Here is a 20,831-nt window from a genome sequence, read left to right on the forward strand (position 1 = left end):
TTCTTTTTCGCGCATCTCTCTTTTGTTGGACGTGAACCGGCCGCCCCGCGGCGTCGGCCCGAGATAGAATGGCCCAGAAACCCACATCCACCGGCCCCTCGCAGCGCCAGCAGCGCGTGGCCGAACTCGTGCGCCACGCCCTTGCGGAGGTGCTCCAGCGCGGGGACATCCAGGATCCGGTGCTCGGCACGCATGTCGTGACCGTGCCGGAGGTGCGGATGTCGCCGGACCTGAAGCTCGCCACCGCCTACGTGATGCCCCTCGGCGGCGTCGACGAGGCGCCGGTGATCGCCGCCCTGGAGCGCCATCGGAAGGTGCTGCGCCAGGAGGTGGCCCGGCGGGTGAACCTGAAATTCGCGCCCGAGCTGCGCTTCCGCCGCGACGAAACTTTCGACGAGGCGGCGCGCATCGACAAGCTGCTCCGGGACGAGCGCGTGCAGCGCGACCTCGTCGCCGAGCGGGACGAGGCGCAGGCCGACGACGAACCGGAGACCGGGCCGGGGCATTGATCCCCGACGCCATATGGACAGGAGCGGGGCAACGACCCCGGGGGACACGAGGACATGACGGTTTCCATCGAAGATCTTCCGCCGGCCGAGCGCACGGTGTCCGCCCCCGGCGGCGAGCGCCGGGGTCCGGAGGATCGCCGCCCGCAGCGCGGACCCCGCCCCGATCGGCCCAAGCGCCGGGACGTGTCGGGCTGGGTCATCCTCGACAAGCCGATCGGCATGACCTCGACCCATGCCGTCGCGGTGGTGAAGCGCGCCTTCAACGCCAAGAAAGCCGGGCATGCCGGCACCCTCGACCCGCTAGCCTCCGGCATCCTGCCGATCGCGCTCGGTGAGGCGACCAAGACCGTCCCGTTCGTCATGGACGGCCGCAAGGCCTACCGGTTCACCGTGCAATGGGGCGTCGAGACCGACACCGACGACGCCGAGGGCCGCGCCGTCGCCACCAGCGATGCGCGTCCGGAACGGGCGGCCGTCGAGGCGGCCCTGCCGGCCTTCGTTGGTGCCATCGAGCAGGTGCCGCCGCGCTATTCCGCGATCAAAATCCAGGGCGAGCGCGCCTACGATCTGGCCCGTGAGGGCGAGGTCGTGGAGCTGGTCGCCCGGCCGGTGCAGATCGACCGCCTCACGGTGGTCGAGCATGACGGCGAGCGCACGGTGATCGAGGCCGAGTGCGGCAAGGGTACCTATGTCCGGGCGCTGGCTCGCGACCTCGGCCGCGTGCTCGGCTGCTACGGCCACGTCTCAGCCCTGCGCCGCACCCGGGTCGGCCCGTTCTCGGAAGCCGAATCCTGTGCCGCCGCCGGCCTGACTGAGGGCGGCCCGGAAGCCGCGCTGGCGCATCTGCGGCCGGTGGAAACCGCGCTCGACGCGATCCCCGAGGTGACGGTCTCCCGGGATCTGGGCTTACGCCTGATGCGCGGCCAGTCGGTGATCCTGCGCGGCCGGGACGCCCCCGTAGAGGGCAAGGCCTTCGCCACCTGCGGCGGCATCTTGGTGGCAGTCGGCGATGTGGAGCGCGGCGAGCTGGTGCCGCACCGGGTGTTCCATCTCGGCGGCACTGCGCCGGTTCGCAACGCCTGAGCGGCGGGTTCCCCCTATGACGCGGGGGCACCGTTCGTTTTAGGCAAGGCAGCGGCTGAACGCGAGCCTCTCCCTCCCCCCCCCCCCCCCCCCCCCCCCCCCCCTCTGCGGGGGAGGGTGGCCCCCGAAGGGGGTCGGGAGAGGGGAGCAACGGTGCAGAAGCGGGCGTTGCCCGTCATGCCGGTCGCGTCCTTTGCTGAACCCGGGCTCCCCTCTCCCGACCCGGCCTGACGGCCGGCCCACCCTCCCCCGCAGAGGGGGAGGGAGAAGCGCTTGGGGTTAGGCTCGGCCCTCATCCGGGATCGAAATTCCTCCCCGTTTCATCTCAACCAACCCCGTATGAGCTTGCCGCCCCTCAACCTGAGGCGCGTGGGCGCAGGCGGAACGAACCTCAGCGATCGAACTTTGGCCCCGGCAACCGACCCGGGGATACGATGGACGAGCAGACCTGCGATGTGGCGGTGATCGGGGCCGGGACCGCCGGCATCGCCGCCTACCGGGCCGCCACCGAGGCCGGCGCCAAAGCCGTCCTGGTCGAGCGTGGCCCGGGGGGTACGACCTGCGCCCGGGTGGGCTGCATGCCCTCGAAACTGCTGATCGCGGCGGCCAAGGCCGCCCATGGCGCGCGCAGCGCCGACCTGTTCGGCATCCGGGTCTCCGGCGTCTCGGTGGACGGGCGCGCGGTTCTCGAACGCGTCCGGGCCGAGCGGGACCGGTTCGTCGGCAGCGTCTTCGACGGCCTCGATAAGCTGCCCGAGGGTGCACGCATCGCCGGCACCGCGCGGTTTCGCGATGGCAGCAGCCTTACGATCGGGGACCAGACCCGCATCACCTTCCGGGCCGCCGTGATCGCCACCGGATCAAGCCCGACCGTCCCAAAACCCCTGCGCGGGCTCGGCGACCGCCTCCTGACCACCGACACCCTGTTCGAGATCCCCGATCTTCCCGCCTCGCTCGCCGTCCTCGGCGCCGGCGCGGTTGGGATCGAGATCGCCCAGGCGATGACGCGCCTGGGCGTCCGCGTCACCGTGCTCGATTCGGGCGATACCGCCGCCGGGCTGTCCGATCTGGATCTCGCCGCCCAGGCCGCCGAGATCTTCGGAGCGGAACTGGAGCTGCATCTCGACGCGACGCTGGAAGCCGCAACCGTTGATGGCGATGGCGTCTGCCTCACCTGGACCGACCGGGACGGGCGCGCCCGGGAGACCCGCGCCGAGCGGGTGCTGGCCGCCACCGGACGCTCACCGAACCTCGACGATCTCAGGCTGGAGGCCGCGGGTCTGCGCCTCGACGAGGATGGCGTGCCCGACTTCGACCGGCGCAGCCTCGTCTGCGCGGGGGCCCCGATCCTGATCGCCGGCGATGCCGATGCCTGGCGGCCGGTGCTGCACGAGGCGGGCCGTCAGGGTCGCATCGCCGGGGCGAATGCGGCTGCCCTCGCAGCCAGGGGCGCCGTCGCCACGCCGGAGCCCTCGACCAGTCTCGCCCTGGTGTTCACCGATCCGCAGATCGCGGTGATCGGCGCGCCCTACGATCCCGATCCCGATGCCGACGGCCGCGTGACCGGTGCCGTCGATTTCTCCGACCAGGGCCGCGCCCGGGTCGATGGCGCGAATCGCGGCGGCCTGCGGATCTGGGCCGACCGGGACGGCACGCTCCTCGGCGCCGAGATGCTCGGGCCCGCCGTCGAGCATCTGGCACATCTCCTGACCCACGCGATCGGCGATGGGAAGACCGCCCAGGCTGTCCTGGACCAGCCCATATACCACCCTACAGTTGAGGAGGGCTTTTCAACCGCATTGTCTGAAATCACACATAAGATTTGTCAGTCTTAATCTGTGCCAAACGGCATCGTGATATCGAGCTGATCTTGCCGCAAGCGGAAGCATTGCACTTCGCCACGCCCCCGGTCATATCAGACCGGATGAGCGGGGTTCTTTTCTGATGCCGCCGAACCAGGCCCCCGACCGCGGCCTCGATCTCGACGTGCTCGCGCCCGAGGCGCTGGATCGCCTGGACAAGGGCGTGATCGGCCTCGATTCGGCCGGCACCGTCGTGGTGTTCAGCGAGGGCGCGAGCGCGCTCTCGGGGCTGTCGCGCGAGTCGGTGCTGGGCCGCAATTATTTCCGCGAGGTGATGCCGGGCACCAACGTGCCGAGCTTCCGCGGCCGCTTCCTCGCCGGGAGCCGCCGGGGCGCCCTCGACGAGAGCTTCGATTACGTGTTCGGCCGGCTGCCCCAGCCCCTGCGGGCGCGGGTGCACATGCGCCACGGCACGGCGTCCGAGACCGGACCGGTCACTTGGCTGACCATCGACCCGATCGAGAGCCTCGGCGCCGGCCTCTCCCGCGAGGCGGTGATGGCGGCGATCGGCCGGCGCGCGCGCGCCGAGCCGGTGGATGCCAGCCATTGCGAGCGTGAGCCGATCCACATCCCGGGCTCGATCCAGCCCAACGCCGTGATGTTCGCGGCCGATGCCGAGACCCTGCAGGTCCTGGCCTACTCGGCCAATGTCGGGGAGATCGTCGACCCGTCCGATCCGCCTCTCGCCGGAAGGCCCCTCGGTGAGGTGCTGCCCGGGGATTTCGTCGACGCCATCCGGGCGCGCCTCGCTGCCGGCACCCTGGGGGACGGCCATTCCGTCCGCCGCCGGCTGACGCTCACCGGCCGCAGCGCCTCCTACTACGCCGTAGCCCATGCCCATGCCGGGCGGGTGATCGTCGAGCTGGAGCTCGAGCCCGATTCCGACGACGACTTCCCCACCGCCAGCCAGGTCGACACCGAGCTCGCCGTCGGCCGCCTGCGCGAGGCCGGAACCCTGGTGGAGGCCGCCCGGATCGCCGCCCTGGAGATCCGCGCGCTCACCGGCTTCGAGGCCGTGCTGGTCTACCGGTTCGACACCGACTGGAACGGCGAGGCGGTGGCCGAGGACAAGGTCCCCGGCTGGTCCCGCAGCCTGCTCGGCCTGCGCTTTCCCGCCTCCGACATCCCGGCCCAGGCGCGCGCCCTCTACACCCGGGCCAAGAATCGCTTCGTAATCGACCGCGACAGCGTGCCCGTGGGGCTGGTGGCGGCCCCGGGCGCGGGCAACGGCCCGATCGACCTGACCTTCGCCCAGCATCGCACGCTCTCGCCGATCCACCTGGAGTATCAGCGCAACCTCGGCGTGAACGGCTCGATGTCGATCTCGATCATGGTCGAAGACCGGCTCTGGGGCCTGATGATCGGCCATCACCGCCGCCCCCACTACGTCACGCCGGAGACGCGCTCGGCCGCCACGGTGCTCACCGACGCCTTCGCCATGCGGGTGCAGGAGATCGAGTCCCGCCGGCTCTGGGCCGAGCGGCAGGCCCATCTCGACGTCGAGGGCCGTCTGGTCCGCGGGCTGACCCGCTCCGACGATTTCGTCGCCGCCCTGACCGCCGGCAATGCCACCCTGCTCGACCTGTTCAGCGCCACCGGGGCCGGCATCGTGGCGGGTGAGCGGGTCACGCTGATCGGCCGGGCGCCGCCCGCCGACATGGTCGCCCGGATCGGGGGCTGGCTGCGCGAAAAACTGCCCGCCGGCGAGACCCAGTACAGCAGCAACAGCTTCACCGCCGAGTATCTGGAGGCGGCCCCGTACCGGGAGATCGCCAGCGGCCTGCTCGCCGCCTTCGTGGACGAGTCCCGCGAGAACCTGCTGCTCTGGTTCCGGCCGGAAGTGCCCAGCACGGTGACTTGGGGCGGCGACCCGCGCAAACCGGTGCTCGCCGGCAGCGGCCCGGTGGCGCTGCTGCCGCGTCGCTCGTTCGAGCGTTGGGTCGAGGAGCGCACCGGCTTCGCCGCCGCCTGGGCCGAATGGCAGGTCCAGCTCGCCGGCTCGCTCGCCGAGGCGGTGGAGGGCGTGGTGCTGCGCCAGCGCCGCAAGATCGACGAGCTGACCAGCCTGCTCGCCGAGAAGGAGCGCCTGCTCGAGCAGAAGGACCTGCTGACCCGGGAGATCGACCACCGGGTCAAGAATTCCCTGCAGATCGTCTCGGCCTTCCTGCAGATGCAGCGCCGGCAGATCGCCGATGCCGAGGCCCGGCAGGCCTTCGCCGACACCTCCGCCCGGGTCATGAGCGTCGCGCGGGTGCACGACAGCCTCTACCAGGCCGAGCGCTTCGACGAGGTCGATCTCGGCCAGACCATCGAGAACCTGTGCAACGACCTCGCGGGCCTTGCCGGCGAGGGTCACGCCGTGGACCTCTCGGCCGAACCCGGCCTGATGGTGCCCTACCGGAAGGCGGTGGCGCTCTCGCTGATCGCCACGGAGCTCGTGACCAACGCGTTCAAATACGCCGCCAACCCCACCGGCGGCGGTCGCGTCGAGGTCAGCGTCTCGGCCTCCGGCCCCGGCGAGGTTCAGCTCCGGGTCTGCGACGACGGCGCTGGCCTGCCCGACGACTGGGCCGAGCCCAAGACGCGCGGCAAGGGCACGGGCCTCGGCATGAAGCTGATCCGGGCGATGCTCGACCAGATCAACGCCCGGCTCGACGTGGCCAACAATCCGGGTGCCTGTTTCACCATCACGGCGTGATCGCCACCGTCATTGCGAGCGCAGCGAAGCAACCCAGTGCAGCGCGCGCTTAGATCGTAGCGTGTCCCTCGGTTGCTTCGCTGCGCCCGCGATGACGGGGTGGAAGCTCAGGCCCCCGCCTCGGCCAGCAGCCCGTCGACGAACTGCGACAGGCCTGTCCGGCGCGCCCGCTTCAACCGCTCGGCCGACAGGATCCCCTGGAGCGCCCGGAAGGCGTCCTGCAAATCCTCGTTGATGATGACGTAGTCGTACTCGCTCCAACGCTGAATCTCGGTGCGGGCGTTGGCGAGCCGCTTTTCGATCGTCTCGGCGGAATCCTCGGCCCGGCGCTCCAGGCGCTGGCGCAGCTCGGCCATGCTGGGCGGCAGGATGAACACCGTCACCACGTCCTGGGCGAGCTTGGCCCGCACCTGGCGGGTGCCCTGGTAGTCGATGTCGAAGATCATGTCCCGGCCCGAGCCCAGGACCTTCTCCACCGGGCGGCGGGGCGTGCCGTAGTAATTGCCGTGGACCTCAGCCCATTCGAGCAGGTCGTCGCGGCTGCGCAGATCCTCGAACGCCTCCCGGTCGATGAAGTGGTAGTGCCGCCCATCGATCTCGGAGGGCCGGCGCGACCGGGTGGTGACCGAGATCGACAGGTCCAGCGCCCAGGCCGGATCCTGCGCGATCGCCCGGGTCAGCGTGGTCTTGCCCGCCCCCGAGGGCGAGGACAGGATCAGAATCAACCCACGCCGCGCGATCGTGTCGGAGACGCTTTTGGCCGGTTCGATCATCCGCGCGGCTCCGCCGTGTTTCTCATCCACATGTTGAGGTCCTGGAGCGTCATTCGATGTTCTGGACCTGCTCGCGGAACTGCTCGACCACAGCCTTGAGGTCGAGCCCGATCCGCGACAGGCTGATGTCGTTGGCCTTGGCGCACAGGGTGTTGGCCTCGCGGCCGAATTCCTGGGCCAGGAAATCGAGGCGCCGGCCGATGGCGCCGCCTGCGGCGAGCAACTCGCGGGCGCTGGCGACATGGGCCTGCAGCCGGTCCAGCTCCTCGCGCACATCCGCCTTGCCGGCGAGCAGCATCGCCTCCTGGTGCAGGCGATCCGGATCGAGATTGGTCCCGCCCAGGGCCTCGATGGCGGCCACCAGCCGGGCGCGCACCGCCTCGGGCTTGCGCGCCGGGTTGTCCTCGGCGGCCCGGGTCAGCTCGGCGATCCGCTCGACCTGCGCGGTGACCACCTCGGCGAGCTGACGCCCTTCGGCCCGGCGGGCCTCGACCAGATCGGCCACCACCCGGACTACACCCTCGGCGAGATCCCGGGCGAAGGTCTCGGTCTCGGCGGATGCCTCGTCCTCGACCTCGATCACCCCGCGCACACCGAGCAGCCCGTCCATTGTGGCCGGGGCGACGCCCTCGGGCACCGGCACCCGGGCGACCGCCTGCGCGAGGCTCGCCAGCAGGCCCTCGTTGATCCGTACCCGGGCGGCCTGCTCCGGCTTGGTCAGGGTCAGGGTGAGCTGGCACTGGCCCCGCGACAGGGTTTTCTGCAGGGCGGTGCGCGCGGTCTCGCCGAGCCCATCATAGCCCGCCGGGACGCGGATGCGCACGTCGAGGCCGCGCCCGTTGACGCTCCGGACCTCCCAGGCCCATTGCACCGCCCCGGTGGTGCCCGCCGCCCGGGCGAACCCGGTCATGCTCGCGATCTGGGCCATGTCGACCCCCCGTCCTCAAGAAGATCGGGGCCTGTAGCACGGATCCGTTTGGGGGGAAGAGGTGGTGGGGAGAGGCGCGGCAAAACCGTCGAACATGCTACGGTTCTAGACGCCGTCCCGCCCCCGGGTTTCGCCGATATCCGCCATGGGCGCTGGTGCTCCGGACAAACAAGGTCCGCTGTTAATTGGATACATTGATTTCGCAGGTGTCGCTCACATCATAATCGGATGTATGTTTTTATTTATATAATAAATATCATTCATAGATTTCGACCGACTGTGTTTCCAAGCTGGACAGCACGAATATATCTGTACGACTTTTAAAATGAAAGTTTCTGCTCTTGATCTCGTAAGAGATTTTGACAATAATAAATAAAAGATCTTCTTGTCCGTAAATAATTTGTCGATAAGAGGCCCATTTGTCCCTGCGAATCGGTGTTCATCCGAATAATATTCATTTGACCTTGGCTGAAAGATGGCCCAACGCGCTCGATAATCTTGATCGTATGTTCGTTAACTATCTTGAGGGACGCGACAGCGCCAAACTGTTGGCGGCCGGGACGATCGATCTGTGTGGAACTGGATCGACGCCGCCTCTCCTGGCCGAAGCGGCAGGCCTTGATGTCGTGTACGTGGCGGCTTCCGCACCCCGTCCAGCGAACGGCGGCATCGTGGTGGCGATCGATGCACCGTTCCGCACCATCGCGGATCTTCGCGGGGCTCGGATCGCGTTGCTCGATGGCTCGTTCCATACCTACCTTCTCGCGAAGGTGATTGAGGGCGTCGGCCTGTCGCTACGCGATGTCATCCGCGTGGAGCTTTCGCCGGGCGCTTCACTCCAGGCGCTTGGTTCAGGCGCGGTGGAGGCCTGGGTGGCTATGGCGCCCCTCCTCGACCAATCGCTCGCCGCCGGTCGCACGCGTCTTCTAGCGCCCTGTGGTGCCAAGATTCCGAATCGGTCGATCTTCTGGTCCCTCGACCGGCGGGGTCTCGTCGCTGGCATGATCGACAATATCGTCAGCGCGCTCGCAGAGTTCGGGGATGAGATCGCCTCCGCTCCAGATCGTGCCGCCGATCTGTTGGCAGAGGCCGATCTTGCCGATGTCGATCGAGGGACGTGGCGTAAGATCATCTGCGCGCGCGACTGGCGGATCGTGCCGATGACCGACGCCATCATCGCCGAGCAACAGGCAGAGGCAGACACGCTCGCCCGCCACGGCGATCTAGTGCGCCCGATCCGCCTTGCGGGCAGGTCGTCTTCATCTTCCGCCGCCTGATCGAGAGAACCGGTATGAACGTCCTGTGGTACATGTGCGCCCCGGACGGACCGTATCCTTGGCGACCGGATGGTTCGCGTCAGGTGAACCATGGCTATTTGCGTCAGCTCGCGCTCGCCTACGATCAGCTCGGCTATACGGGGGCTTTGTTCGCCACGGGCGCGCATGATGTCTGGGTGCTAGCCAGCGCGCTCCTGCCCTATACCGAACGCCTCAAGCTGCTGGTTGCCATTCATCCGGGCCTCATACCGGTGACGTTGCTCGCCAAGATGGCAGCCACCCTCCAGGATTTCTCCGGCGGCCGGCTGATGATCAACGTCGTCTCCGGCGACGCGAAGATGCTCGGTGCGTATGGATTGGATCTCCCGCACGACGAACGCTACGTCATGGCGGACGAGTATCTGCAGATCTGGCACCGGCTGATGGCCGGGGAGAGCGTCACCCATCACGGTCAATACGTGCAGGTGACGGGCGCAAAACTTGCCCTGCCGGTCGGTCAGGATATCGTGCCGCCGTCGCTCTGGTTCGGCGGATCGTCCGACGCGGCGATCGAGGTCGCGGCAAAGCATGTGGACGTCTACCTCTCCTGGGGTGAGACGCCCGATGAGATGTCGCGCAAGGTCGAGGCGGTGCGCCGCAAGGCGGACGCGCTGGGACGAGAGCTCAGCTACGGCATCCGTCTCTATGTGATCGTGCGCGAAACCGACGCGTTGGCGTGGGAAGCTGCCGCCGCGCTCTTCGACAAGATGGACGCGGCGGCAATCGCCGCGAACCAGCGTTTCGTCGGGGGTACGGACTCGGTCGGGCAGCAGCGGATGTCGGCCCTGCATGGCGGCCGCAAACCGGAGAACTTCCGCGCGCTTGAGGTCGCGCCGAACCTCTGGTCGGGGATCGGCCTAGTGCGCCCTGGACCCGGCACCGCGATCGTCGGCTCGCCCGATACGGTCATCCGCACGATCGAGACTTACCGGAAGGCCGGGATCGAGACGTTCATCCTGTCAGGCATGCCCCTCTTGGAGGAAGCATACCGATTCGGTGAAAGCGTGCTGCCCCGCCTCCCGGTCGCGCGGGCGGCGCAACCGACCAAGCACTTTACGTGGTCCACGCTCTTCGATCGCGACCTCGGGCAACCGGCACCCTCGACCGATGCCTGACGCAGGGAAAGATCTCAGGATGCATCGCCGCGCCTTCACGCAATACGGTGCCGCTTTTTTCGCCAGCGTCCTCGGTCAACGAGTCCGAGCGGCAGAGGATGTTACCGTGCGCATCGGCTGGCTACGCAGTCCAAACGATATCACGACTGGAAAGGCGCGCGGCACGATCGAGAAGGCACTCGCGGAGCGGCGTGCAAGCGTCCAGTGGGTCGGTCCCTTTGCGGCCGCCGCACCCGCTCTCGAAGCCTTAAATGCGGGCGCGATCGACGTCACCGCGGGATCGTCCACCGCGTCTGTGACCGCACTGTCCGCCGGGGTCCCCGTCCTGATCTACGCTTACCAACGGATCGCGGCTGGCGGTGAAGCCATTGTGGTCCGGAAGAATTCCTCAATTCGGACGCTGGCCGACCTCGCGAATAAAAACGTCGCGGTCAACCGCGGCGGCACGGGCGAATATCTGCTGATGCGGGCACTTGCGCGCAACGGTATCAATCCGGCGAACGTGAGGCGCGTGTATCTTTCCCCCGCTGATAGCGGAGCCAGCTTCACGCAGGGGCACGTCGACGCCTGGGCGACCTGGGACCCTTTTGTCACCATTGCGCTCCAGACCTACGATGCCCGCGTTCTGGTGGATGGCGCCGGGATCGGATCCGAGAATGCCGTGACGCTCATGACCAGCCGAGATTTCGCGGCTCGACGGCGCGATCTCTTACAAGTCCTGTTCGATACGAATATCTCGGATAATAAATGGGCGCAGAGCAATGCAGCCGAAGCTGGCGTAACCTGGGTTCAAGCCATGAATCTCCCAATCTCTCTCGCATCGGCAATCGGTCGTAACAACGCCGTGCCAACAAGTGCTGTCACGGAACGAAGTGTAGCAGAGATAAAGGGTGTGGCTGAATGGTATGCCGCTAGCAAAATAATTCCTCACCTGCCGAATATAGATTTTGGCGTGATTAAATTGGCGTCGTAAGCATTTAATAGTTATACTTGAATGGGAGCTCGGCTGTAGCTTTTTTATAAAAACATTGCATTATCTGCATTTTTTGCGATTAAGTATTAAAAATATCTATTAAAATACCACCTCGGCCCGGATGTCGAGTTCGAGATGATGCTCTTAGATTTTGACGATGCATCATCTCGATGGGCGGCAACCGCTGCTTCTGCCCCCTATCGCCGCCCGCGCGGGGCCGGCGTCGGGTCGGCGAGCGCCGGGACGGTTTTGGGCGAACCGAGGTCGTAACTGCGGTTCTTCAGCGGATCGAGGCGCGTGCCCTCGGAGGCGTCGAAGGCGCGGGAGCTGCTCGGCGCGCCGGTGTCGAGGGCGAAGGCCGCGTTGGTGTTCGGGGTGTTGGCCCCCGGGGCGCCGCCCGGCGCGAAGGCCGAGGCCCGGCCGGGGACGCTCGGATCGGGGCCCGGCTCGACCTTGTCGACCGAATCCGCCGGCGGCGCCTGGCGGCTCTTCTCGACGGCGCGCCAGCGGGCGACGTTGCGCTGGTGGCCTTCCAGCGAGTCGGCGAAGGCGTGGCCGCCGCTGCCGTCGGCGACGAAATACAGGTCCTTGGTGCGGGACGGGTTGGCCACCGCCTCCAGCGCGGCCTTGCCGGGATTGGCGATCGGGCCCGGGGGCAGGCCCTCGATGGCGTAGGTGTTGTACGGGGTCGGCCGGTCGATCTCGGAGCGCAGGATGCCGCGGCCGAGGGTGCCGCGGCCGCCCACCAGCCCGTACACGATGGTCGGGTCGGATTGCAGCTTCATCCGCTTGTTCAGGCGGTTGATGAACACGCCCGCCACCCGGGGGCGCTCGTCAGCCCGGCCGGTCTCCTTCTCGACGATCGAGGCGAGGGTGACCATCTCGGCCGGGGTCCGCACCGGCACGTCGGCGCTGCGCCGCAGCCAGATCTGGTTCAGCACCTCGCGCTGCTTGGCCCGCATCAAATTGACGATCTGCTGGCGGGTGGCGCCGCGCTCGAACTTGTAGGTGTCGGGCAGGAGCGAGCCCTCGGGCGGGATCTCGTTGATCTCGCCGGCGAGGATGTCGTTGTCGTTGAGCCGGGTAACGATCTGCTCGGAGGTCAGGCCCTCCGGGAAGGTGATGGCGTGCTGCACCTGCCGGCCGGCGGTGACCGTGTCGAGGGCGTCCGCGATGCTCGCATGCGCCTTGAACATGTACTCGCCGGCCCGGAGCGCCGGACGGCCGCCGAAGCGGGCGGCGAACTCGAACAGGCCGGTATGGTCGATCACCCCCTCGCGCTTCAGCGCCTCGGCGATCTCGCCGGTGCCGCTGTGAGACGGGATCACCACGACCTTGTCGGCTGCGAGAGGCCCCGGCTCGCGCACCTGCCGCTGGAACAGGGTGATGCCGATCATCGCCGCGATGGCGATCACCACCGCGAAGGTGAGGGCGCCGCTGATGATGCCGACGAGACCGCTGCGCTCGCGCACCGGCTTCTCCGGCGGGGGCGGCGCGGCGGTGGGCTTGATCGCCTCGCCCGGCGAGCGCGGCGAGAGGCGCTGCGGCAGGGCCGGTTCGTCGGCCGAATCCTGCGCCATCGAATCCTGTGGGATCGTCTTGGGCGCGGACGACTTTGAGCGGCGGAAGAACATCGAGATCCTGTCGAGATCGTCGTCCCGAAAACCGGCGACCGGCTTTCGGGACGACGATGATACACCACCAGGCCCGCGCGCACCGCTTCGCGCCGCGGGCCGGGACCGGCGGCCCGCAACCGGGTGCGCGCGTCGAGACCTCCGACCCTAGCCGGGTTTGTGGCGAAATTGCCGTTCTGCGCTGCGAGAGCGGCCCGATCAGGTCGCCGGCTGGCAGGTCGCGCAGAAGAAGGTCGAGCGGTTCGCCTGCACGATCCGGGTGATCGCGCCGCCGCAACCCGGGTGGCGGCAGGGCTCGCCGACCCGGTCGTAGACCCGGAAGGCGTGCTGGAAGGCGCCGGCGCTGCCATCGGTATGGGCGTAGTCGCGCAGGGTCGAGCCGCCGGCCTTCACGGCTTCCTCCAGCACCTGCACGATCGCCTTGGCGAGGGCGTTAGCCTTGGGCGTCGGCCGCCCGTCGGGCTTGGCGAGGAGGCCGGCCGGAGTCTCCGGGTGGAGGCGGGCCCGGTGCAGGGCCTCGCAGACATAGATGTTGCCCAACCCCGCGATCAGGCGCTGGTCGAGGAGCGCGGCCTTGAGCGGCGCGATCTTGTGCCGGAATAGGCCGGCGATCACCGCCCCGGTCAGCCCGTCCAGGGGCTCGATCCCCATGTTGGCGAAGTGGCGGCAGCTTTCCAGGGTCTCGCTCGGAACAAGGTCCATGAAGCCGAAGCGGCGGGCGTCGTTGTAGGTCACGGTGGCGCCGGTGCTCATCGCCATCACGACGTGGTCGTGCTTGGGCGTGCCCTGGGCGCCCTCCAGGTAGAAATCCCCCGGCGACAGGTTGCTGCCGTCCGGCAGGGCCACGTCGAACCGGCCGCTCATGCCGAGATGCATGATCAGCGTCTCCCCCGAATCGAGGGCGGCGGTGAGGTACTTCGCCCGGCGCGCGAGACCGGTCACGGTCCGCCCCTCCAGCCGCGCCGCGAATCGCTCGGGGAACGGGAAGCGCAGATTCGGCCGGCGCAAGGTGACCCGGCTGAACCGGGCACCGACCATCGCGGGCACCAGGCCACGTCGTACCGTCTCGACCTCGGGAAGCTCCGGCATCTTTTTTCCGAGACTTTTTCGTTGGATCGCATGCGCACGCGGTCCGGATATCGAATTCTTCGACGAGAACGGCAACGGCGCGGTTTGCCGCCCTTCTCTGCGAAGAGTACGCGAAGGCTGGTGCTCAACGCCGGCGAAGTCTGACGTAGAGTGCGCCGCCGCCGCCGTGATGCCGGGCCGCCTCTTCGAAGCCCAGCACGATGCCCCGCAGCTCGGCGCCCCGCAGCCAATGCGGCACGCTGCGCCGAAGCACCCCCCGCTCGGCGAAGGCGTCGGGATAGGCGGAGCCGCCCTTGTCCCGCCCGCCCTTGCCGGTGACCACCAGCACATAGGCATGCCCGGCGGCCCGGCACCGCAAAAGGAATCCGGTCAGCGCGGCATGGGCTTCGGCCTGGACCATCCCGTGCAGATCGATCCGCGCCTCGACCGAAAGCCGCCCCCGGCGCAGCCCGACCTTGGCCTGCCGCTCCAGCCCCGACGGCGGGGCATGGCTCTGAGGCGGCGCCTGGTAGGGCGCGGCGGTGACCTTCTGCGGCAGGGCGCTCGCCGGCTTGGGCGGCGGCTTCGGACGGGGTTTTTTCGGTGTCGGGCTCGCCGACGGCTTCAGGATCGGCGCCGCCAGCGGCGGCATGGTCGCAGTCGGTGCTGGCGGGATCTCGGGCGGCGGAGGCGTCGCCCGGCTCGCCAGCGGCGTCACCAGCTTGGAGATCTCGCCCCAGAGCCGGGCCTCCCCGGCGGTCAGCCGGCGCGTGCGGCGCGGCGGCCTCACGGCGCGACCTCTTTAGCGAGCTTCGGCAGCAGCACCACGAAGCCAATGGCGTCACGCAGGTTTCCGGCCGCGACCCCGGCCTGCGACCCGGTGCCGACGAACAGGTCGCCCCGGGCCGGCCCGACGATCGCCGATCCGGTATCGGCGGCGATCACGAGGCGCCCAGTCTCGCCCAGCGCAGCGCCGGGAAGCGGCCCGACCAGCCAGAACGGCAGCCCGTAGCGCCACAAGCCGCCATCCACCGCGAGGCTGCGCCCGGGCGTCAGCGGTGCATTCGCGGCACCGGGCGGCCCGAGCGCTGGGTCGTCCACCGACGCGAGGCGGAAGAAGATGTAGGAGGCGTTGGCGCGGATCAGGCGGCGCGCGGTCTCGGGATGCGCCCGCAGCCACGTCGTCCAGCGGGCGAGCGTCAGGCCCTCCAGGGGCAGGTGACCCTCCTGCACGATCAGCTTTGCCACCGCCGTGTAGGGCTGGCCGTTGCGCCCGTCATACAGCACCCGGACCGCCCGACCGTCCGGCAGGCGGACACGGCCGGAGCCCTGGACTTGCAGCACCAGCAGGTCGACCGTGTCGCGCAGCCACAGGATCGGTCGGGCCTGCGCGTCCAGCGCCCCATCCTCGATGGCGGCCCGGTCGGGATAGGGCGCGAACCCTTCCGCGGTGGCGCGGGCGGCCCGCAGCGCCGGGTCGAGTCCGGGCCGGGTCTCGCCGGGGCCGAGGGACACGAGGTCGTCCGGCCGGGCGAGCACCGGCGTCGGGAAGTCCGGCCCCTGTGTGAGCGAACCCTCCAGTTCCGGCTCGAAATAGCCCGTCAGGAAGCCTGGCCGCTCGGCCCCCGGCTTCACCACCCGGAACGCCTCGAACCGATCCCGGAAAAACGCAGCCGCAGCGTCAGGCGCGACAGCCGCGGCATCCGAGCAGGCCGCCGACAAGGCCTCGGCGGCGCCCGCCACCCCCGCGGGCTGCGGCAGGAGTGGAGGCGGGGCGGCACAGACCCGGCGGAACGCGTCGAGTGCCGCCGCGGGATCGGGGCCGGGAAAGCCCGGCAGGGCCTCGAAGGGTACCAGCGTCAGGACCGCACCGCCGATCTCGGCGGGAGCGGCTAGTGCCGAGCCAGCTAGGAGCGTCGCGAAGAGGGCGGTCGGGAGCCGTCCGGACCAGGCACGCAGGTTGGGCACGGCAACGGAATCACGAAATCAGGCGCCGGCCTCGGTGGCCACGAGTTGCCAGTTCGGGTCGCGCGAGCCGAGGGTGCGCGCGAAGGTCCAGACGTCCGGCACCTCGACCACGGTCTCGGCGCTGCCGTCGACGACCTTGCCCTCGGCGTTGCGGGTGGCGGTGATGAGGTTCGACAGGAAGCGCACCGTGATCTGCGCCACTCGGTTGCGCACCTCGATGGCGACGATCTCGGCCTTGTCGATCGAGACGAAGGTGGTCTCCAGGGTCTGCCGGTTGCGCTCGCGCTCGGCGATCGCCCGCTCGAACGCCTCGCCGACCTCTTTCGAGAGAAGGCCCCGTAGGGTCTTCCGGTCGCCCTTGGCGAAGGCGATCATGATCGTCTCGTAGGCCGCCTTGGCGCCCTCGATGAAGGCGCGGGGGTCGAAGCCGGGCTCCGCCTGCACGGCGGCCTCAAGGCCGCGGGCGATCTCGGAGCCAGGCTCCGCGATGCCCCGCCAGTCGCGCGCTGTCGCAGCAGCCGGGGCCGGTGCGGGCTGCCCCCGGTCGGCACCGGGCAAGCGCACGACGTTGTCGCCCTCGGAGCGGGCCTGCGGCTCGGTGCGGCTGCGGTCCACCGGCTTGAACGGCGAGCGCTCCGCGCCGGTCTTCTGGCCGAGCACCGAACGCAGGCGCCAGATCACGAAGACGGCGAGCGCGAGAAAAATGATCGTCGTAACGTCGAAGCTGTCCTGCATCACCGATCCGATGGTGGCCGCGGCGGGACCCCGTGCCCCTTGCCGAGGTCGTGCGCGGTGCGGCGCCGGCAAAGCGCTCGCGGGTCTAAGCGACTCATAACTGACCAACGCGCAAGGAGCGAGCCGGTTATACCGGTGCGGAACGCCGCGATCCCCATGCCGCGATGGATATGGGTCTCCGACACCGCCGCCGCCAGCGCCACGCCAGCCTGCTGCTTGTCCGTCCCCGGCGCGCGTGTTAGCGGCGCTGCCTTCCGGGCCGCTTCGCGGTGCCGTTCAGCGGCTTCCGCCGCGACAACCCGGGCCGGCCGTGCCGGCCCATCGAGAAGGATGATCCGCATGGCCGACTCTCCGGCAGCCAACGGCAACGGCGGCGGCATGCCGCAGGGCGACGCGCCGACCATCAACGCGCTGGCGCAGTACACGAAGGACCTGTCCTTCGAGAACCCGAACGCGCCGCGCTCGCTGCAGCCCAAGGAAGGCCTCGGCCCGCAGATCAACATTCAGGTCAACGTCACCGCGCAGCAGCTGTCCGACACCGATTTCGAGGTCGAGCTGACGCTGGAAGGCGACGCCAAGATCCAGAACGACGTGCTGTTCGCATTCGATGTGAAGTATGCGGGCGTCTTCCGGATGGTCAACATCCCGGCCGACCAGCTTCATCCCGCCGTGATGATCGAGTGCCCGCGGTTGCTGTTCCCCTTCGCCCGCCAGATCGTGGCCGAGGCGGTGCGCAACGGCGGCTTCCCGCCGCTCTACATCGATCCGATCGATTTCGTTGCACTCTATCGCCAGAAGGCCCAGGAAGCCCAGGGCGCCGGCGGCCCGCTGGCTTCCTGAGGATTGAGAGAATGTCCCGGCGCGCCCGTCAGCGGCCGCCGGGACCGCGATAGGCCGCCGCCAGGGTGCGCAACGCCTCGGCGGGCCGCCCGGTGAGCCTCCGGGACCGCAGCACGATCCAGGTGAGCGGCAGTTCCGGCAGACACAGCCGCGCGCCGATCTCCACGGCACCCGGCGGGGCGGTGCTCGGCGCCAGGGCGGCGATGGCGAGGCCCGCCGTGACAGCGGCGCCGACGGCCAGTACGCCGCCGCCGACGAACACTTCCGTCCAGGGCAGGCCGGCTGCGTCGAGGGTGCGGGCCGCCGCCGCCCGGACGTTGCAGGGTCCCGACAGGCCCGCGAGCCGCAGAGGCTCGCCCAGCGGAGGGGCCGGGAAGTCAGGCGCCGCGAACCAGCCGAGGCGCTCCTGGGCCAGGATGGTCCCGCCGCGCTCGGGCTTTTCCTCGGTTCGCAGCAGCACCGCGTCGTAGCCGCCCTCGCCAGGGGACTCGAAGGCGGAAGCGAGGTCCCGCGAGGGGGCGATCCGCACCTCCGTGATCAGGCCCGCTTTGTCGAGCCCGAGGCGTCGGAGCAGAGCGGGCAGGTTCGGTCCGGCCACGTGATCGCTGATGCCGAGGCACAGCCGAGCCGGCACGTCGCCCGCGATCTCCGACAGGGCGTCTTCATGCGCCTCCAACAGTCGCCGCGCCGCCGGCAGGAACGACTCGCCTTTCCGGGTCGTGGTCACGTGCCGGGGCGTGCGATCGAGCAGCCGCTCGCCCAGCCGATCCTCCAATCGCTTCAGCCGCAGGCTGATCGCTGCCTGCGAGGTGTCCAGCGCCTCGGCGGCGCGCGTGAAGCTGCCGAGATCGACCACCCGCACGAAAGCCAGGACGCCGTCGAGGTCGAGGGGGCGGAGCAGCATCACAAGCATCCGTTATGAAAGATATTCTCAGTGATATCTCGCTCTTATGATTGTCGCCTGCAACTCTGTCGGCGCGACAGAGGAGGGGACGATGCTTGTTGCACGCTACCGGCACCGCTTGCCGGCCGATTATCCGATGGACCGAATCCGCGCGCGGGTCGCCGAACGGGCGCCCGCCTGGGACGTGATACCCGGCCTCGTCTTCAAGGCGGTCACCGTCGAGGAGCGCGCGCGCGGCGCGGCGGCGAACGCCTATAGCTCGCTCTATCTGTGGCGCGACGCCGGTGCGGCGGCCGAATTCCTTATCGGGCCAAGCTTCCGGGCCGTGATCGAGAGTTTCGGCCGCCCGCAGATGGAGACATGGCTTCCGCTCGACGTAAGCCTCGGCGCCGCCACGACCACTCTTGCCCTGTCCGAGGAGACGCGGCTGGTCGGCCTCGACGAGGATCTCGGCCAGTTGCGGGAGACCGAGCAGGTCCGGGGACGGGACATCGCCGGGCACCCGGGCGTCCTGGCCACCGTGGTCGGGCTCGAACCCGTCACGTGGCGGCTGACGCGCTTTACCCTGCAAGCCGACCGAGGCGATGCCCGATCCGGCCCCGAGGTCGCGCATCTCGCCGCCCCCGGCCTCGCGGCCCTCCGCGGTCTATGAGGGAGGCTTGATGCGATGCCCATCATCCGCATTTCCCTGCGCGCCGGCACGCCTCCAGCCCACCGCACCGCGCTCGTGGAGGGCGTCTATGCGGCCCTGCGCGAGACCTTCGCCGTGGCCGAGGGCGACCTGTTCGCCTTCGTCCATGAGCATGAGGCGGCGAACTTTCATTACGGGCCGGACTATCTCGGCATTCACCGCAGCGACGAACTGGTGACCATCCAGATCACCGCCAACGCCACGCGGACCACGGCGCAGAAGCGCGCGCTCTACGCTGCCATCGCCCGCAACCTCGGGCGCGAGCCGGGGGTGAAGCCAGCCGACGTGCTCGTGAACCTGATCGAGGTCGCCCCCGAGAACTGGTCGTTCGGCGACGGGCTGATGTCGTACGGGCCGCCGGACCCGTGACGGCGCGGAAGATGGAAAGGACGAGCCGGGCTTGACCGTGGCGGGGCCGGAGTCCAGGTCCGGGGCCCGCCGCCAGACCTGGATCGCATGAGCCCCACCGCGCATCTCGCTTTGATCAACCTGTTCATCGGCGACATCCAGGGCGGCCTCGGGCCGTTCCTGGGGACGTGGCTGGCGCAGGCCGCGTCCTGGAGCCCGGCGCGGGTCGGGTTCGTCATCACTCTGGTCGGATTCGGGACGCTGTTTCTGAGTGGCCCATTCGGAGCCCTGGTCGATCGCTTTCCCCGCCCGCGCCTGCTGGTGGCACTCGCCTGCGCGGCGATCCTGGTGGGTACGCTCCTGCTCCTGCCGGCGCGCAGTTTCTCCGCGGTGCTCATGGCGCAGCTGCTCGCCGCGGCCGGCGGCACGCTGCTGCTTCCGGCGGTGGCGGCTCTGACCCTCGGGATCGTCGGGAAGGACGGGTTCCCCAAGCAGCAGGGCCGCAACCAGGCGTTCAACCATATCGGCATCCTGATCGCAGCCGGAGGCATCAGCCTCGGCACGAGCACGTTCGGCCCGGCCATCGCTTTCTGGGTGCTCGGCGGCATGGCGGTCGCCGCGATCGTCGCGACCCTGACGACGCCGGCCGGCGCCTGGAACCGCCGCCGGGCCGTGGGCTGGCAGGAGGATGCGGAGGACGAGCCACAGCGCAGCGGCATCCGCCAGGTGCTGGGCAACCGCCGCCTGCTGGTGCTGACCGTGGCGCTGACGCTCTTCAACCTCGGCAGCGGCGGCATGCTGTCCCTGCTCGGCCAGAAGCTGGTCGCCACCGCGGCCGACGCCACGACTTGGACCGCGCGCTACGTGATGGTGGCGCAACTCGTGATGGTGCCGGTGGCCCTGTTCGCCGGCTCCCTGGCGGATCGGCGCGGACGGCGCCAGCTCCTGATGGTGGCCTTCGCGGTGCTGCCGGTGCGGGCGGTCCTCTCGGGCGTGATCGACGATCCGGTCTGGCTCATCGCCGCGGAAGTGCTGGACGGCGTGGCCTCGGGCATCGTCGGCGTGGCGGTGCCGGTGATCGTGGCGGACCTGACCTGGGGCTCCGGCCGCACCCAGACGGCGCTCGGCAGCGTCAACGCCGTGCAGGGCGTCGGCGGCGCCCTGTCGGGCTGGTATGGCGGCCTGTCCTACACCGTGTTCGGCTGGACCGGCGCGTTCCTCGCCCTCGGGGTACCGGCTCTCATGGCCCTCGCGCTGGTGATCTGGCTCGACGCCACCCCCGAGCCCGGTCGGCGCAGGCGCCGGCGGGAACGGCGGGGCGCGGCGATCCAGGGGGCGTAGGTTTTCTCCGGGCTGCTGACTTTTCGTGCAGCCTTATGCTGCGGG

General features: G+C 69.2%; 19 protein-coding genes. 11 read left to right on the forward strand and 8 right to left on the reverse strand.

What is annotated here, in order from left to right; all coding sequences use genetic code 11:
• Positions 1 to 68 precede the first annotated feature (68 nt).
• From rbfA to BM228_RS00790, 4 genes are all read left to right on the forward strand, one after another.
• Positions 69 to 509, forward strand: coding sequence for a 30S ribosome-binding factor RbfA (gene rbfA, locus BM228_RS00775; RefSeq protein WP_092036252.1), 441 nt, complete (start codon positions 69 to 71; stop codon positions 507 to 509).
• Between the two features lie 54 nt (positions 510 to 563).
• Positions 564 to 1,592 (forward strand): tRNA pseudouridine(55) synthase TruB, encoded by a 1,029-nt coding sequence (gene truB / locus BM228_RS00780; protein WP_092036253.1) that lies wholly within the window; start codon positions 564 to 566, stop codon positions 1,590 to 1,592.
• 434 nt (positions 1,593 to 2,026) lie between these two features.
• Positions 2,027 to 3,427, forward strand: coding sequence for a dihydrolipoyl dehydrogenase (locus BM228_RS00785; RefSeq protein ID WP_092036255.1), 1,401 nt, complete (start codon positions 2,027 to 2,029; stop codon positions 3,425 to 3,427).
• A gap of 109 nt (positions 3,428 to 3,536) precedes the next feature.
• Positions 3,537 to 6,152: a histidine kinase dimerization/phosphoacceptor domain -containing protein gene (locus tag BM228_RS00790; protein ID WP_092036257.1), complete on the forward strand. Its 2,616-nt coding sequence runs from the start codon at positions 3,537 to 3,539 to the stop codon at positions 6,150 to 6,152.
• A 107-nt stretch (positions 6,153 to 6,259) separates the two neighbouring features.
• On the opposite strand, the gene gmk is transcribed toward BM228_RS00790, so the two are convergent.
• Both gmk and BM228_RS00800 read right to left on the reverse strand, forming a co-directional pair.
• Positions 6,260 to 6,925 carry a guanylate kinase gene (gene gmk / locus BM228_RS00795; protein WP_092036259.1) on the reverse strand — a complete coding sequence of 222 codons (666 nt, stop codon included), beginning with the start codon at positions 6,923 to 6,925 and terminating at the stop codon, positions 6,260 to 6,262.
• A 49-nt stretch (positions 6,926 to 6,974) separates the two neighbouring features.
• Complete coding sequence (locus BM228_RS00800; protein WP_092036261.1) at positions 6,975 to 7,853, reverse strand: YicC/YloC family endoribonuclease; 879 nt, start codon at positions 7,851 to 7,853, stop codon at positions 6,975 to 6,977.
• A gap of 419 nt (positions 7,854 to 8,272) precedes the next feature.
• Between BM228_RS00800 and BM228_RS00805 the strand changes: the two genes are divergently transcribed.
• From BM228_RS00805 to BM228_RS00815, 3 genes are read left to right on the forward strand one after another with little or no spacing between them, the layout of a single operon-like run.
• A complete protein-coding gene (locus BM228_RS00805; RefSeq protein ID WP_342030163.1) occupies positions 8,273 to 9,130 on the forward strand; it encodes an ABC transporter substrate-binding protein in 858 nt (285 codons plus the stop codon).
• A 14-nt stretch (positions 9,131 to 9,144) separates the two neighbouring features.
• On the forward strand, positions 9,145 to 10,284 hold the full coding sequence (locus BM228_RS00810; RefSeq protein WP_092036263.1) for an LLM class flavin-dependent oxidoreductase: 1,140 nt from the start codon (positions 9,145 to 9,147) through the stop codon (positions 10,282 to 10,284).
• 19 nt (positions 10,285 to 10,303) lie between these two features.
• Positions 10,304 to 11,257: an ABC transporter substrate-binding protein gene (locus BM228_RS00815; RefSeq protein WP_092036718.1), complete on the forward strand. Its 954-nt coding sequence runs from the start codon at positions 10,304 to 10,306 to the stop codon at positions 11,255 to 11,257.
• A gap of 197 nt (positions 11,258 to 11,454) precedes the next feature.
• Here the strand turns inward: BM228_RS00815 and mltG are convergent, their stop codons facing one another.
• The 5 genes from mltG to BM228_RS00840 all read right to left on the reverse strand — a co-directional run bounded on the left by mltG (position 11,455) and on the right by BM228_RS00840 (position 16,662).
• On the reverse strand, positions 11,455 to 12,891 hold the full coding sequence (gene mltG / locus BM228_RS00820; protein WP_092036264.1) for an endolytic transglycosylase MltG: 1,437 nt from the start codon (positions 12,889 to 12,891) through the stop codon (positions 11,455 to 11,457).
• 198 nt (positions 12,892 to 13,089) lie between these two features.
• Positions 13,090 to 13,980: a bifunctional DNA-formamidopyrimidine glycosylase/DNA-(apurinic or apyrimidinic site) lyase gene (mutM, locus tag BM228_RS00825; protein ID WP_092036266.1), complete on the reverse strand. Its 891-nt coding sequence runs from the start codon at positions 13,978 to 13,980 to the stop codon at positions 13,090 to 13,092.
• Between the two features lie 124 nt (positions 13,981 to 14,104).
• Positions 14,105 to 14,749 carry a Smr/MutS family protein gene (locus tag BM228_RS00830; protein WP_092036268.1) on the reverse strand — a complete coding sequence of 215 codons (645 nt, stop codon included), beginning with the start codon at positions 14,747 to 14,749 and terminating at the stop codon, positions 14,105 to 14,107.
• A complete protein-coding gene (gene mltA, locus BM228_RS00835) occupies positions 14,746 to 15,927 on the reverse strand; it encodes a murein transglycosylase A (protein WP_092036270.1) in 1,182 nt (393 codons plus the stop codon). Before mltA ends, BM228_RS00830 begins: the two co-directional genes overlap by 4 nt.
• An 18-nt stretch (positions 15,928 to 15,945) precedes the next feature.
• Positions 15,946 to 16,662: a Tim44/TimA family putative adaptor protein gene (locus BM228_RS00840; RefSeq protein ID WP_092036272.1), complete on the reverse strand. Its 717-nt coding sequence runs from the start codon at positions 16,660 to 16,662 to the stop codon at positions 15,946 to 15,948.
• A gap of 339 nt (positions 16,663 to 17,001) precedes the next feature.
• On the opposite strand from BM228_RS00840, the gene secB reads away from it, so the two are divergent.
• On the forward strand, positions 17,002 to 17,502 hold the full coding sequence (gene secB / locus BM228_RS00845) for a protein-export chaperone SecB (RefSeq protein WP_092036274.1): 501 nt from the start codon (positions 17,002 to 17,004) through the stop codon (positions 17,500 to 17,502).
• 28 nt (positions 17,503 to 17,530) lie between these two features.
• Here secB and BM228_RS00850 read toward each other — a convergent pair whose 3' ends face one another.
• Positions 17,531 to 18,406: a LysR family transcriptional regulator gene (locus BM228_RS00850; protein ID WP_092036275.1), complete on the reverse strand. Its 876-nt coding sequence runs from the start codon at positions 18,404 to 18,406 to the stop codon at positions 17,531 to 17,533.
• 91 nt (positions 18,407 to 18,497) lie between these two features.
• On the opposite strand from BM228_RS00850, the gene BM228_RS00855 reads away from it, so the two are divergent.
• The 3 genes from BM228_RS00855 to BM228_RS00865 all read left to right on the forward strand — a co-directional run bounded on the left by BM228_RS00855 (position 18,498) and on the right by BM228_RS00865 (position 20,786).
• Positions 18,498 to 19,058 carry a DUF4865 family protein gene (locus BM228_RS00855; protein ID WP_092036720.1) on the forward strand — a complete coding sequence of 187 codons (561 nt, stop codon included), beginning with the start codon at positions 18,498 to 18,500 and terminating at the stop codon, positions 19,056 to 19,058.
• Between the two features lie 15 nt (positions 19,059 to 19,073).
• Complete coding sequence (locus BM228_RS00860; RefSeq protein WP_092036277.1) at positions 19,074 to 19,466, forward strand: tautomerase family protein; 393 nt, start codon at positions 19,074 to 19,076, stop codon at positions 19,464 to 19,466.
• An 87-nt stretch (positions 19,467 to 19,553) separates the two neighbouring features.
• Positions 19,554 to 20,786 (forward strand): MFS transporter, encoded by a 1,233-nt coding sequence (locus tag BM228_RS00865; protein ID WP_092036279.1) that lies wholly within the window; start codon positions 19,554 to 19,556, stop codon positions 20,784 to 20,786.
• Positions 20,787 to 20,831 lie beyond the last annotated feature (45 nt).

This window comes from Methylobacterium pseudosasicola (assembly GCF_900114535.1).
GTDB classification, from domain to species: Bacteria; Pseudomonadota; Alphaproteobacteria; order Rhizobiales; family Beijerinckiaceae; genus Methylobacterium; species Methylobacterium pseudosasicola.

Bases quoted from the DNA above. Each gene is read 5' to 3' on its own strand.
- rbfA (WP_092036252.1), top strand. From the start codon at position 69: ATGGCCCAGAAACCCACATCCACCGGCCCCTCGCAGCGCCAGCAGCGC.
- truB (WP_092036253.1), top strand. From the start codon at position 564: ATGACGGTTTCCATCGAAGATCTTCCGCCGGCCGAGCGCACGGTGTCC.
- BM228_RS00785 (WP_092036255.1), top strand. From the start codon at position 2,027: ATGGACGAGCAGACCTGCGATGTGGCGGTGATCGGGGCCGGGACCGCC.
- BM228_RS00790 (WP_092036257.1), top strand. From the start codon at position 3,537: ATGCCGCCGAACCAGGCCCCCGACCGCGGCCTCGATCTCGACGTGCTC.
- gmk (WP_092036259.1), bottom strand. From the start codon at position 6,925: ATGATCGAACCGGCCAAAAGCGTCTCCGACACGATCGCGCGGCGTGGG.
- BM228_RS00800 (WP_092036261.1), bottom strand. From the start codon at position 7,853: ATGGCCCAGATCGCGAGCATGACCGGGTTCGCCCGGGCGGCGGGCACC.
- BM228_RS00810 (WP_092036263.1), top strand. From the start codon at position 9,145: ATGAACGTCCTGTGGTACATGTGCGCCCCGGACGGACCGTATCCTTGG.
- BM228_RS00815 (WP_092036718.1), top strand. From the start codon at position 10,304: ATGCATCGCCGCGCCTTCACGCAATACGGTGCCGCTTTTTTCGCCAGC.
- mltG (WP_092036264.1), bottom strand. From the start codon at position 12,891: ATGTTCTTCCGCCGCTCAAAGTCGTCCGCGCCCAAGACGATCCCACAG.
- mutM (WP_092036266.1), bottom strand. From the start codon at position 13,980: ATGCCGGAGCTTCCCGAGGTCGAGACGGTACGACGTGGCCTGGTGCCC.
- BM228_RS00840 (WP_092036272.1), bottom strand. From the start codon at position 16,662: ATGCAGGACAGCTTCGACGTTACGACGATCATTTTTCTCGCGCTCGCC.
- secB (WP_092036274.1), top strand. From the start codon at position 17,002: ATGGCCGACTCTCCGGCAGCCAACGGCAACGGCGGCGGCATGCCGCAG.
- BM228_RS00850 (WP_092036275.1), bottom strand. From the start codon at position 18,406: ATGCTGCTCCGCCCCCTCGACCTCGACGGCGTCCTGGCTTTCGTGCGG.
- BM228_RS00855 (WP_092036720.1), top strand. From the start codon at position 18,498: ATGCTTGTTGCACGCTACCGGCACCGCTTGCCGGCCGATTATCCGATG.
- BM228_RS00860 (WP_092036277.1), top strand. From the start codon at position 19,074: ATGCCCATCATCCGCATTTCCCTGCGCGCCGGCACGCCTCCAGCCCAC.
- BM228_RS00865 (WP_092036279.1), top strand. From the start codon at position 19,554: ATGAGCCCCACCGCGCATCTCGCTTTGATCAACCTGTTCATCGGCGAC.